General features: G+C 70.2%; 15 protein-coding genes. 8 read left to right on the forward strand and 7 right to left on the reverse strand.

Annotated elements, in window-relative coordinates; translation table 11 throughout:
* Positions 1-135: 135 nt before the first annotated feature.
* Both VLI41_RS10770 and VLI41_RS10775 read right to left on the reverse strand, forming a co-directional pair.
* Complete coding sequence (locus VLI41_RS10770) at positions 136-705, reverse strand: cob(I)yrinic acid a,c-diamide adenosyltransferase (RefSeq protein WP_325268073.1); 570 nt, start codon at positions 703-705, stop codon at positions 136-138.
* A 7-nt stretch (positions 706-712) separates the two neighbouring features.
* Positions 713-910: a twin transmembrane helix small protein gene (locus tag VLI41_RS10775; RefSeq protein ID WP_325268074.1), complete on the reverse strand. Its 198-nt coding sequence runs from the start codon at positions 908-910 to the stop codon at positions 713-715.
* A 303-nt stretch (positions 911-1,213) separates the two neighbouring features.
* Between VLI41_RS10775 and VLI41_RS10780 the strand changes: the two genes are divergently transcribed.
* From VLI41_RS10780 to VLI41_RS10795, 4 genes are all read left to right on the forward strand, one after another.
* On the forward strand, positions 1,214-1,864 hold the full coding sequence (locus tag VLI41_RS10780; RefSeq protein WP_325268075.1) for a TetR/AcrR family transcriptional regulator: 651 nt from the start codon (positions 1,214-1,216) through the stop codon (positions 1,862-1,864).
* A gap of 16 nt (positions 1,865-1,880) precedes the next feature.
* On the forward strand, positions 1,881-2,558 hold the full coding sequence (locus tag VLI41_RS10785) for a TetR/AcrR family transcriptional regulator (RefSeq protein WP_325268076.1): 678 nt from the start codon (positions 1,881-1,883) through the stop codon (positions 2,556-2,558).
* 65 nt (positions 2,559-2,623) lie between these two features.
* Complete coding sequence (locus VLI41_RS10790; RefSeq protein WP_325268077.1) at positions 2,624-3,250, forward strand: glutathione S-transferase; 627 nt, start codon at positions 2,624-2,626, stop codon at positions 3,248-3,250.
* 92 nt (positions 3,251-3,342) lie between these two features.
* Positions 3,343-5,184 carry an NF038122 family metalloprotease gene (locus VLI41_RS10795; protein WP_325268078.1) on the forward strand — a complete coding sequence of 614 codons (1,842 nt, stop codon included), beginning with the start codon at positions 3,343-3,345 and terminating at the stop codon, positions 5,182-5,184.
* Here VLI41_RS10795 and VLI41_RS10800 read toward each other — a convergent pair.
* On the reverse strand, positions 5,181-5,978 hold the full coding sequence (locus VLI41_RS10800; protein WP_325268079.1) for an alpha/beta hydrolase: 798 nt from the start codon (positions 5,976-5,978) through the stop codon (positions 5,181-5,183). The genes VLI41_RS10795 and VLI41_RS10800 overlap by 4 nt on opposite strands.
* 134 nt (positions 5,979-6,112) lie before the next feature.
* Here VLI41_RS10800 and VLI41_RS10805 point away from each other — a divergent pair, with 134 nt between their 5' ends.
* The 3 genes from VLI41_RS10805 (at position 6,113) to VLI41_RS10815 (ending at position 8,542) form a co-directional block, all read left to right on the forward strand.
* Positions 6,113-6,508 (forward strand): hypothetical protein, encoded by a 396-nt coding sequence (locus VLI41_RS10805; RefSeq protein WP_325268080.1) that lies wholly within the window; start codon positions 6,113-6,115, stop codon positions 6,506-6,508.
* Between the two features lie 64 nt (positions 6,509-6,572).
* Positions 6,573-6,935, forward strand: coding sequence for a VOC family protein (locus tag VLI41_RS10810; RefSeq protein ID WP_325268081.1), 363 nt, complete (start codon positions 6,573-6,575; stop codon positions 6,933-6,935).
* Between the two features lie 290 nt (positions 6,936-7,225).
* On the forward strand, positions 7,226-8,542 hold the full coding sequence (locus tag VLI41_RS10815) for an acyl-CoA dehydrogenase family protein (protein WP_325268082.1): 1,317 nt from the start codon (positions 7,226-7,228) through the stop codon (positions 8,540-8,542).
* Here the strand turns inward: VLI41_RS10815 and VLI41_RS10820 are convergent.
* From VLI41_RS10820 to VLI41_RS10835, 4 genes are all read right to left on the reverse strand, one after another.
* Positions 8,539-9,018 (reverse strand): RNA pyrophosphohydrolase, encoded by a 480-nt coding sequence (locus VLI41_RS10820; protein WP_325268083.1) that lies wholly within the window; start codon positions 9,016-9,018, stop codon positions 8,539-8,541. The two genes, VLI41_RS10815 and VLI41_RS10820, sit on opposite strands and share 4 nt — an antisense overlap.
* A complete protein-coding gene (locus VLI41_RS10825; RefSeq protein WP_325268087.1) occupies positions 9,019-10,134 on the reverse strand; it encodes a divergent polysaccharide deacetylase family protein in 1,116 nt (371 codons plus the stop codon).
* Positions 10,135-10,214: 80 nt separating this feature from the next.
* Positions 10,215-10,556 carry a hypothetical protein gene (locus tag VLI41_RS10830; protein WP_325268084.1) on the reverse strand — a complete coding sequence of 114 codons (342 nt, stop codon included), beginning with the start codon at positions 10,554-10,556 and terminating at the stop codon, positions 10,215-10,217.
* A 118-nt stretch (positions 10,557-10,674) separates the two neighbouring features.
* The gene (locus VLI41_RS10835; RefSeq protein WP_325268085.1) at positions 10,675-11,121 is read right to left on the reverse strand and encodes a biopolymer transporter ExbD; all 447 of its coding nucleotides are present in this window, start codon (positions 11,119-11,121) and stop codon (positions 10,675-10,677) included.
* 214 nt (positions 11,122-11,335) lie between these two features.
* Between VLI41_RS10835 and VLI41_RS10840 the strand changes: the two genes are divergently transcribed.
* Complete coding sequence (locus VLI41_RS10840; RefSeq protein ID WP_325268086.1) at positions 11,336-12,304, forward strand: WD40 repeat domain-containing protein; 969 nt, start codon at positions 11,336-11,338, stop codon at positions 12,302-12,304.
* Positions 12,305-12,330: the final 26 nt, after the last annotated feature.

A 12,330-nucleotide genomic window follows, 5' to 3' on the forward strand; every position in this document is an offset into this window, starting at 1 on the left:
CGGCGACCAGCGGGTCTGCGCGACGCCCGTGCTGACCTCCGACATCACCGGCCGGGTGATCACCGACGCCAAAGCCCGCGCCGAAGCGCTGAAGGCCATCGGGCGCCCTGTCCCGCCCAGCCTTCCGGCCAAGCGCTAGCGCGTCGCGCCCGACTTCCAGAACACCTCGGCCGCGCCCTTGTCGTTGGCGTAGCGCGCCGCGACGAACAACAGGTCCGACAGCCGGTTGAGGTAGCGCAGCGCCGGGCCGCTGACCGGCTCGCCGGCCTCGACCAACCGCACCGCCTCGCGCTCCGCCCGACGGCAGACGGTGCGCGCCAGGTGCAGGGCGGCGGCGGCAGGCGTGCCACCCGGCAGAACGAACGACGCCAGTGGCGGCAGTTCGGCATTGAGCGCGTCGATTTCGCCCTCCAGCCGCTCGACCTGGCTGTCCAGTATGCGCAGCACCGAGCCCGGCGCCTCGTCGGCCCTGGCCGGCGTCGAGAGGTCGGCGCCCAGGTCGAACAGCTCGTTCTGGATGCGCGCCAGGATGGCGTCGAGCTCGCCCCCCGTGCTGAGCCGCGCCAGGCCCAGGCAGGCGTTGGTCTCGTCCACCGCGCCATAGGCTTCCACGCGCAGGTCCGCCTTGCTCACCTTGCGCCCGTCGGCCAGACGCGTCGCGCCGGCGTCGCCCGTGCGGGTGTAGATGCGGTTGAGCGTCACCATGAGCGGGTCAGGTCCGGCTCCGCCACCAGAAGGCCGCCAGCAGGACGGCGATGGCGATGGCCTGCATCAGCACCCGCAGCCGCATGAGCTTGTTGGAATAGGAACGGCCGAGGTCGCCGCCGCGGAACAGGGTGTAGATGCCGAACGCGAGCACGATCGCCACGGCGCCCAGCGAGACCGGGATCAGATAGCTGAAGACGTCCATGCTCCGAACTTAGGCCCGCGCGGCGCGGGCCGCCACCAGACTGGGGCCTTTTCGGCTTGACGGGGAGCTCGCCGATCATGTTCAACAACCGCCATTCGCCGACTCGCGTCAATGTTTGACCGAATCGGGCCAGACGCCGCCAAGGACTCCGCAACCCTGTGCATGATTGCTGACATTTCCCCGTCGTCGCGCGCAGATCTGCCAGTCGGCCCGGAATCGCGTAACCGGGTATTTGAACACGTTCAACAGACTTCGTCCGGTCGCGTGGACGAGGCGAGAGGACGGCTCCGGCCGTCGATGAGAATGAAGCACATCTCCCCGATCCAAGCTGCCGGCGAGACGACGGTGAAGATGCCGACGCGCCGCGCGCTGGCCAAGCAGCAAACCCGCGCCAAGGTGCTCGCCGCTGCGAGGCGCCTGTTCTCCGAGCACGGCTACGAAGGCGCCACCATCCGCGACATCGCCGCAGCCGCCGGCATGTCCACAGGCGCGGTGTTCGCCAACTTCACCGACAAGTCGGACCTGTTCCGCGACATCATGGCCCAGGACATGGCGCAGCTCGCCGTCGCCATGCGCGAGTCCGCCGCCCGCGGGCGTGGGGTGGAGGACGCCCTGCTCAAGATGTTCGCCGCCGGCTACGCCTTCTACAAATCCCAGCTGCCGCTCGCGCGTGCGGCGTTCAGCGTCTCCTGGAGCACCCAGGACGGCCCGGCGCTGCGCGGCGCGCCCAAGGTGCAGGAGATCCTGGAGCTGATCGCCGAGCAGCTGGCGCTGGCCATCGAGCGCGGCGAACTGCGGCAGGAGGCGGAGATCAAGCTGCGCACCCACATGCTGTTCGACGCCTACCTGTCGAACTATCCGCAGGCGATCTTCGAAGGCTGGAGCCTGGAGGCCCTGCAAGGGCGCGCACGCGACCAGATCCGGATCATCCTGGCGGGAGCCCGGCGCGGGTAGGCCCGCTCCCCCGTCCATGACCACGGAGTTCGACCAGCCCCGTCGCTTTGCCGGAACGAGCCCCCGCCGCCCGGCGGCGGAGTCTCGACCGCCCAGCCTGCGCCAGACGCAGAAGGAAGCCACGCGCAACCGCGTGCTGGAGGCCGCGCGCGAGCTGTTCGACAGCCAGGGTTACCAGGGCGCCACCATCCGCGAGATCGCCCGCTACGCTGGCGTCGCGGTGGGCAGCGTGTTCACCAATTTCGCCTCCAAGGGCGAGATTCTCAGCCAGGTGATGGCCGCGCGGCTCGATGGGCTCTACGCGGAGCTCGACCGCGTGGTCCCGCACATCCGCGGCACGACCGCCGACCGGCTGCGCTCGATCTTCGGCGTGTTCTTCGCCTTCGAGGCTCCCCGCTCGAAGCTGTTCCTCTCGCACATCGCGGCGGCCTATGACTGGACCCTGCCGCCCACGGCCCGGCCATTCGGCACCAATCAGCGTCTGACCGACCTGCTGCGCGAGTGCCTGATCCGGGGCGTCGCCGAGGGCGAGGTCGACCCCGCGCGCGAGATTCAGGAGATCATCGACGTCCTGCTCGCCGCCTATGGCTGGACCTACCGGCTGGTCATCACGGAGGGGGCCGACGCAAAGCGGATGACCGAGGCCATGGACCGCCGCATCGGACTGATCGTCGAGGGCCTGCGCCCGCGCTGAGATCGGCGCTTGCCATCGCCGGTCCGGCGGAGCTTTGCTGACGCCGTTCTGCGGGAGCTCAGCCCATGATCGTCGTCCACCACCTCAACGACTCGCGGTCCCAGCGCATCCTCTGGCTGCTCGAGGAACTGGGCGTCTCCTATGAGATCAAGCGCTACCAGCGCGATCCCCAGACGCGGCTCGCGCCGCCCGAGCTGAAGGCCGTCCACCCGCTCGGCAAGAGTCCGGTGATCACCGATGGCGAGCGCGTGGTCCACGAAAGCGGGGCGATCATCGACTACGTGATCCGCCGGCACGGCGGCGGCCGGCTCGCCCCGGCGCTCGGGTCCGAGGCCTATGAGAGCTACCTGCAATGGCTGCACTACGCCGAAGGCTCCGCCATGCTGCCGCTCCTCATGTTCATGTACGTGAGCCGGCTCGGCGAAGCGGGCCAGCCCCTGCACGCCCGGATCGAGAGCGAGATCGCCAATCACATGGGCTATGTGGAGGGCGCGCTCGACGGCCGCGAGTGGCTGCTCGGCGAGCTCTCGGCGGCCGACATCCAGATGAGCTTCGTGGGCGAGGTGATGGGCGCGTTCAGCCGTCTCGACGGCTATCCCAACATCAAGGCCTGGGTGAAGCGGTTCCAGGCCCGGCCCGCCTACAGGACCGCGCTCGAGAAGGGCGGCGCCTACTCTTTCGTCCAGGCCTGAGGCCTGCGGCGGTTCGTCCGTCGCAATTGACAAGCGTGACCGATCGGCCGTCCTTTTGCGCCCGAGGGGACGTCGGGCTGAGAGAGTGAGCGATGGCGATCGCGCCGGAGAGCGTGACCCTGGCCGGCAGCGGCCTGGTATTCATCAACTATTACGACGACGGCGTCAGCCAGGCTTACCGTGGCGCGATCATCGCCGCCGAGCACGAACTGCAGAGCCATTTCACCAATTCGGTTACGGTGGGCGTGACGTTCGGCCTGCAGTCCCTGGGAGCCAAGTTCTCCGCCGAGAACGACTTCGACACCGTCGCGGTGAGCTACGACGCCTTCGTCTCGGCGCTGCGCCTGCACGCGGCGAGCCCTGACGATCTCCTGGCGGTGAACGGCCTTCCGGCCGCCGACCCGTCCAGCGGCGTGGGGTTTGCCATCCCGACCAGCGAGGCGCGCATCCTCGGCCTCGCGCCTCAGACCAACAGCCTCGACGTCACGGTGATGCTGAACAGCGACCTTGCGTGGAGCTTCGGACAGGACGCGATCGGCGCGATCGAGCACGAGGTCACCGAAGGCGCATTCGGCCGGGTCGGCAGCCTGGGGATCGAGAGCACGCGCTGGGCGCCGCTCGACCTGTTCCGCTTCAACGCCCAGGGCGTGCGCGACTTCACCGGCGGCTCGGACGGCGTCCCGACCTTCTTCGGCGTCGACGCCAACCATGTGACCAGCTTCGCCTTCCACAACTCGGTCGATGCGACCGGCAAGGACGACGGCTTCGACCTCGGCGATTGGGACCACACCTTCGGAGACGCCTTTGGGCCCGGCGGGCCGAGCTCGCCCGGGACCCTCTCGGCCACCGACCTGCAGGTGCTCGACATCCTGGGCTGGAATTCGACGCCGTTCACGCCCGCCCCCGACGACTTCGCCAACAGCGTCTCCGACAGCACGCCGTTTGGCCACGTGGCCCTGAACGGCTCGGCGAGCGGGGCGCTGCAGCAGGCGGGCGACCACGATCTTTTCGTGGTCTCGCTGCAGCAGGGCGTCACCTACACGATCGATCTGGTGGGCCGCTTCGGCGGCGGCGGCACGCTGGCCGATCCCTTCCTGCGCCTGCACGATTCCGCCGGGCTCACCATCGTCTCCAACGACGACATCGTCGACGGGAGCCAGCCGGACTCGCGGATCGTCTTCACCGCGCCCTCCAGCGGCGCCTACTTCATCGACGCCGGCGGCTTCGCCGACGGCTACACCGGCAGCTACACGGTCCAATTCAGCCAGGCCGGCAGTGCGCCCCAGGACGTGCCCACCAGCGGCGACGACGTGCTCTTGGGCAAGGGCGGCGGCGACACCATCGATGCGCTGGCCGGCGCCGACACCATCACCGGCGCGGATGGCTCGAACTTCCTGCGCGGCGGCGACGGCGACGATTCGATCACCAGCGGGACCGGGTTCAACGACATCAACGGCAACAAGGGCGAGGACACCATCATCGGCCACTCGCTGGTCGGCGAATGGCTGGTCGGCGGCCAGGGCGACGATTCCATCGCCAGCCACGCCGACAACAACATCCTCTACGGCAACCTCGGCAACGACACCCTGGTGGGCGCGGGCTCCGGCGAGATCATCCGCGGCGGGCAGGGCGACGACTCGATGGTCGCGGGCTCGGGGACGGAGTTCCTGTCGGGCGACCGCGGCTCCGACACCATCCAGGGCGGGGCGGGCGCCGACACCTTCCACACCTTCTCCGGCGCGGGGCTCGATGTCGTCCTGGGCTTCAACGCCGCCAAGGGCGACCACGTGCTGCTCGACGCGGGTACGCGCTACACGTTGAGCCAGGTCGGCGCCGACACGGTCATCGACATGAACGGGGGCGACGAGATGATCCTGCGCAACGTCCAGCTCTCGACCCTGCCCGACGGCTGGATCTTCACGGCGGCCGGCTAAAGCCGATCCGGGAACGGGTCGTCCAGCAGCCCATCCAGGAAGTCGAACACGCCTGCCTTGGTGAGCGCGTGCGGGATGGCCGAGAAGTGGTCGCAGCCCGCGACGGACAGCCCGTGGCCTTGCGGGAAGAGGCGGGCCAGGTCCTCGGGGTCGCCGGCGCCCTGGTCGCGCTGGCCGGCGATCACCAGCACCGGCATGGGCAAGGCGCGCAGCGCCTCGAGATCGAGCGGGGGGTTCTGCGCCTGCACGAAGGCGGCGAGCGCCTTGCGGTCCTCGCCCTGCTCGTCGGCGAACTGGCGGAAGCTGCGCAGCATCGGCTGTTCGATGCTCTCGGGATCGTCCGCCAGCATGGCCTCGGCCATCGGATTTCCGGCCGGGCGCTCGGCGGTGTCCAGGAGCTTGCCGCCCACCCCGCCCAGGATCAGGTTCGATATCCGCTCCGGCGCCTCGATCGCCACCTGCATCGCCGTGCGCGTGCCCATCGAGTAGCCGAACAGGTCCGTGTGCGCGAGGCCGAGGTGGTCCAGCAGCGCGATTACGTCGGCCGCCAGCCGGGCGCGCGCATAGGCTTCCGGCTCGTAGAGCTTTTCGCTCTCGCCATGGCCGCGCTGGTCGAGGGCGACCACGCGGATCCCGCGCCGCTCGAAGGCGCCGTACCAGCCGGTCCTGCGCCAGCCCTCGTTCCGGTTCGAGGTGAAGCCGTGCAGCAGCACGATGCTCCGCTCGGCTCCGCCGGCGGGGCTGATGTCGTCATAGGCGAGAGTGACGCCGTCGGGCGTGGTGAAGCTGGCCATGGCGCGCCACCCTAGGGGCGCGGACGCGGGCTCTGCAACCTGCGAGCCGAGCGGCGAAATCGCCGCGGCCCCTTGTTCGCGGGCCCAACGTCTGTTTGAAGGGATACGGGACACGCTGCTGGAGACCCGATGAAATGCGACGCGCCCTTGCGCTTGCCGGCCTGATCGCCCTGACCGCGGCCACGACGGCCTCGGCCGAAACCTGGAAGAAGTACGCCAACGGCGAGAACGGGACCGAATGGTCCTACAACAGCGACTACAGCTACCGGGACAAGGCCACCGGCCGGGTCGTCGTGATGAAGGCGATCTCCAAGCCGTCCGCGAACATCGCCCCGGGCGGTCCGGGCGCGGGCGTCGGCTTCGTCGAGGCCATCGACTGCGCCAAGGGCAGCACGCTGCTGATGGGCTCCTACAAGCCCTCGGCCGAACTGGCCATCAATCCGCAGTGGCGCGAGAGCACGCCGAAGAAGGCCGAGCCCGAGCTGATGGCCGCGGTCTGCCCGAGCGCGGGCAAGCTGGCGGTGAAGTAGCCGCGCGCCTGCGGCGACGCCGCGGGCGCCTGGACTGAGCGCCTCGCCTGGAGGGGAGCCGCCCATGCTCGATCACGTGAGCCTGAAGGTCGCCGACTACGCCCGAGCGCAGGCCTTCTACGACGCCGCCCTGCGGCCGCTCGGCTTCAGCCGGCAGATGGGCGACGGCGCGCACTTCGCGGGCTACGGGGTGCCCGGCCGGCCGTTCTTCTGGATCGGCCAGGGCGACGGGGGGCCGGCTCACGTCGCCTTCGCTGCGCCCGATCGGCAAGCCGTCAAGGCCTTCCATGCGGCCGCGCTCGCGGCTGGGGCCGGCGACAATGGCGCCCCGGGACTGCGGCCCCAGTACCACCCCGGCTATTACGCCGCCTTCGTCATCGATCCCGACGGCAACAACATCGAGGCCGTCTGCCACGAGCCCGGCTGAGCATGACGAAAGCTTAACTGGAACCCCGCGCGGGCGATTCCTATCTGCGCGGCCATGGGATGGTGGCTCAAACTTGTTCCGGCGCTCGTCGCCCTGGCCGGCGCGGTCGCGATCGTGCTGCTCGGCGCAGCCCCGCCGCTCTACACCTGAGCGCAACATGCGCTCCCGGCCGCTTGCCTGAGTGATTCAAACGCACGTTTGACTCGGCTCGGGCAGTGAGCCAAAGCTTTCCTCAGGGGACCGGCCGACGGCTTGGCCGGAGCCGCCACAGAACCTCGGGAGCGACCAGGATGACGATGACCGCGGAACGGCCGGAAACCGGCTTTGGGCTGAACCCGCAGGACGAGATCAACGACCTGCGCATGTCCGACAAGGCCGTGCCGCTGCTCAACCGGGTCAAGACGTTCATCAGGGAGGTGGTCGAGCCGACCGCCGAGGAGTTCCACCGCCTGGGCGAGGGCCGGCCGGATATCTGGCAGTACGCGCCGGGCCAGCTCGAGGTGCTGGAGAAGGCCAAGGACAAGGCCAAGGCCGCGGGCCTGTGGAACTTCTTCCTGCCGAACGCCGAGACGGGCGAGGGCCTGTCGAACCTCGACTACGCCTACATCGCCGTCGAGCTCGGCAAGGTCCGGCTGGCCTCCGAGATCATGAACTGCGCCGCTCCCGACACCGGCAACATGGAGGTGCTGGAGCGCGTCGGCACGCCGGCGCAGAAGGAGAAGTGGCTGAAGCCGCTGCTCGAGGGGAAGATCCGCTCGGCCTACTGCATGACCGAGCTCAACACCGCCTCCTCGGACGCCAAGAACATCGACACCCGCGCCACCCTGGTCGGCGACGAGTACGTGATCAACGGCGAGAAGCACTACATCTCCGGCGCCGGCGATCCGCGCTGCAAGGTGATGATCACCATGGTGAAGACGGATCCGGAGGCGCCGCCGCACCTGCAGCAGTCGCAGATCCTGGTGCCGCTCGACACGCCCGGCGTGAAGCTGATCGAAGGCCAGCAGGTGTTCGGCGATCCCGACGCGCCGCACGGCCACATGCACATCATCTTCGACAACGCCCGCGTGCCGAAGGAGAACATGTTGCTGGGCGAAGGCCGCGGCTTCGAGATCAGCCAGCTGCGCCTGGGTCCGGGCCGCATCCACCACTGCATGCGCGCCATCGGCTCGGCCGAGAAGGCGCTGGACCTGATGGTCACGCGCGGCATGAGCCGGGTGGCGTTCGGCAAGCCGATCATCCAGCTCGGCGGCAACCTCGAGATCGTCTCGCGCGCGCGCATCGAGATCGAGGCCATGCGCCTGATGGTGCTGAAGGCCGCCAAGGCCATGGACGTGCTCGGCAACCGCGAGGCCCGGGTGTGGATCCACATGGTCAAGGCCATGGTGCCCGAGCGGGTCTGCAAGATCATCGACCAGGCGATCCAGATGCACGGCGCGCTGGGGGTCTCGCAGCACACGCCTCTGGCCCGGATGTACGCCAGCACCCGCACCCTGCGGATCGCCGACGGGCCGGACGAGGTGCACCACATGGTGGTCGGCCGCAACGAGCTGCAGCAGCTTCGCGAGGTCGCCGACTCATCGCTCGCGGCGGTGTTCCGGAATTAGGATCGCTTGGCAGCGAACCCCGCGAACGCCTTGGCGACCTGCTCGTAGGCCGCCCGCTTGAAGGGAACGACCAGCTCGGGGGCTTCCTCGAGGTAGCCCCAGCGCCAGGCCTCGAACTCGGGCTCGCCATGGGCGGCGAGGTCGAACTCGGCGTCCTCGCCCTCGAAGCGGAAGGCGAACCAGGCCTGCCTCTGGCCCTTCCAGCCGCGGGCGGTCTTGGCGCCTTGCGCCTCGGCCGGGAAATCGTAGGTGATCCAGCCGTCCATGCGGCCGAGAGGCGTGACGCTGCGGGCGCCGGTCTCCTCGCCGAGCTCGCGGCGGGCGGCCGCCTCCAGGTCCTCGCCGGGATCGACGCCGCCCTGCGGGAACTGCCAGCACCAGGGCCCAGGCGTCTGGGCGCGCTTGCCCAGCCACACCCGCCCGTCGGGGTGGAACAGCACCACGCCCACGTTCGGCCGATAGCGCGAAGGGGTCATCTACCTGCGCGTCGCCAGCGCCGAGGCCGGCGCCAGCTGGAAGCCCCTGTCGTTCAGGCCCGAGGCCCAGTGCGCGACCTTGTCCAAGGTGACCGGATAGGCGAAGCCCGCCCCCAGCGCCTGGCCGCGCTGCATGGCGCCGGCCTCCAGCGCCAGCAGCTGCTGGTCGATGGCGGTCTGGTTCAACGTGTCGTCGACCACCCGCTCGGCGGAGGCCCGCGGCAGGCCGCCCGAGGTCTTGAGCGCCGCCGCGCCATCGTCGATGAAGCCCAGGCCCCGGCTCGCCGCCGCGCTCGCGAAGGCGGCATAGGCGGCGTCGTTGTTCAGGAACTTCGAGCCCAGGTAGTTGGTCAGCCCGAAATAGCCGGTGGCGCGCGACAGCACCCACTCCAGCTTCCTGACCATCTCGGGGGGCGAGGCGTCGCTCATCAGCGTGTAGGGGCCGGGGTCGTTGTCGGGATAATCCACCGGCTCCATCGGGGTTTCCAGGAGCACCTCGTGGCCGGCGGCGCGGGCCATGTCGATCCAGCCCTGCAGGCCCTCGGCGTAGGGCGCGAAGGAGAGCGTCACCTCCGGGGGAAGGGTTTCGATCGCCTGGCGCGTGGCGCGCGCATTGAGGCCCAGGCCGCCGATCACGATGGCGATCTTCGGCCGCCCGTTCGGCGTGAACGGCCGCCGGTAGCCGTCGAACGGGGTGCGCCCGTCCGGGGCGATGATCGGCAGGGGCCCGCCGGGGCCGGGCGCATAGAGGCCGGCGATCGGCGCGGGCGGCAGCGGGCCTGAGCTCGGCCGCGCGCCTGAAGGCCCGGTCCAGGTGACGCCGCCCAGCGCGCCGAACGGGTGCGCGGAGAGCCGCACCACGTCCTCGGTGACGCTCAAGGGGCCGCTCGCTGCGATGAGCGACTCGCGCCAGCCCGGCGGCGCTCGCCGGAACGCCGCCGCCAGCGGGATCCTGACATGCGGTCCGCCGGGGCTCGGCAACAGGGCGGCGACCCCGACCAGCGCCGCCACGAACAGGGCGGCCGAGCCGACCAGGCCCACGTAGCGGTTGGCGATCAGCGCGCCCAGCCGGATCGGCCCCAGCCGGGGCGCGGACAGCCGGGGAATCGCAATCATCGCCACGCGAGAGGCTCCTTCCGCCGAAGCCTCCGCCGATATGGTTAATGGAGCCTTGTCCGGCCGCGGCGGCGCACGCCTCAGTTGCGGATCATGGCGGTGAGCCGCCGGATGTCGCGCGGGTCGGCGTCGGCCGGCCAGGCGAGGTCGGTCCGCCACTTGACGCGGCGGCACATCGGGCAGGGCCAGGCGATGCGCGCCGCGACCGCGCCCACCGGCGTGTCGTAGCCGCCCGCCCGGAGCGCCTGCAGCCGAGCGATCAGCCGCTCGGGATCGTAGCCCTTGGCCCAGCCGCAGAGCGCGCAGGTGACGAGCACCCGGCACAGCGGATATCGCCGATGGTCGCCGAGCACGGCGGTGGCGCTGTCGCCGGGGACCGGGCGGAAGGCGCCGGCGCGGGAGGGGCGTGGAGGCGGGGCCATCCGCCGAGCATATGTTCTTTATTTGTTCCAGAAAAGCGGCGCCTGGGCGCCAGCCGCGAAAAAACCCGCCGGAGGGTCTCCGGCGGGCTGTTCGGGGCGGCTTCGGCCGGGTCGGGCCTCAGCTGAGCTCTTCGTTGATCAGGGCGACCTGGTAGAAGCCGTTGCCCTGCAGGGTGTTCATCACCGCCATGAAGTCGCCGTAGCGCACGCTCTTGTCGGCGCGGATATAGACCCGCTGCTGCAGGGGCGGCGTCGCCGGATCGTTCTGCGCGAGCTTGCGGGTGAGGTCGGGGATCAGGTTGTCCAGGCTGGTGGACTGGTCGCCGATGTACATGGCGCCGCCCTGCTGGAGGTTGATCAGCACCGGCTCCTTCACCTTGGTGCCGGGGGGCGGCGGGATGGCCGGCGGCAGGTCGAGCTTGATCGACACCGTGGCCGCGGGGATCGCCACCATGAAGATGATGAGGAGCACCAGCATCACGTCGACGAACGGCGTGACGTTGATGTCGCTGTTCTGGCCGAGGTCGAAACGTCCGCCCCCCTTGCCGCCCAGCTTTGCAGCCATGTGGTCGTCCTTCCCTTGGGCGGCGTCTTCCGCGCCCTGAGCTTCAAGTCGCCAGACCTTTGGCAAGCCGTCTTGCGAAAGTAAAGTCCGAAGCGCGCCTTGGCATGGGCCGCAGGCGCGACCCGGCGTCCCTCCGCCCGATCGCGCGCGAGTCCGAGAACTCCGTTCACGCTGCGGGGATGACGAAGGCGCGCGGAAACGACTAGAGAGCCTGATGCCCGCCTACGCTTTCGACGCCTATGTCACCGCGGCCCTGTTCGACGCCGCCGGCCGCGCGGGCTTCGCGCTGGGCGACGGCACGGTGAGGTTCGAGAGCGGCGAGACGCAGCAGGCGCACGACGGCGCGGTGCTGGCCGCCGCGGCGCATCCCTCGGGTCAGGGCCTGGTCACCGGCGGCGACGACGGGCGGGTGATGTGGGCCGGGCCGGCCGGGCTGCAGGAGATCGCGGCGCTCCCCGGCCGCTGGATCGAGGCCCTGGCCGCCGCTCCGGCCTCGGGGCTGATCGCCTTTTCCGCCGGCCGCGAGCTGCACGTCCGCGACGCGGCCGACCCGAAGTTCGCGCGCGCCTTCGCCCACGAGCGGTCGATCGCCGACGTCGCCTTCGAGCCCAAGGGCCGGCGGATCGCGGCCGCCACCTATGGCGGGGTCGCCCTTTGGTACGCCCGCATCGAGGCGCAGAAGCCCGCCATGCTGAAGTGGGCCGGCAGCCACGTGGCCTGCGCCTTTTCGCCGGACGGCAGGTTCCTGGTCTCGGCCATGCAGGACAACCAGCTGCACGGCTGGCGCGTCGCCGACGAGAAGAACATGCGCATGGGCGGCTACCCGGCCAAGGTCCGCAGCCTGGCCTTCCTGGCCAAGGGCAACCTGCTCGCCACCAGCGGCGCCAACGGCGTCGTCGTCTGGCCCTTCGCCGGCTCCACCGGTCCGATGGGCAAGCAGGCGGCGGAAGTCGGCTACGAGGAGACCGCCATCTCCACCCGCGTGGCGGGCCAGCCCGGCGGCAACTGGGTCGCCTGGGGCCTCGACGACGGCCGCGTGAAGGCCTGTGACCTGGTCGGCCAGAAGATCCTCGACCTCAAGGCCGAGAAAGGCCCGCCGATCACCGCCCTCGCCCTCACCCCCGACGCCAAACGCCTCGCCTGGGGCGACGAAGACGGCAGCGCCGGCCTCGCCGAGATCTAGCCGGCGAACCCCCGCGCGCCGCAGGC

Source organism: Phenylobacterium sp. (assembly GCF_035475775.1).
GTDB lineage: Bacteria > Pseudomonadota > Alphaproteobacteria > Caulobacterales > Caulobacteraceae > Phenylobacterium.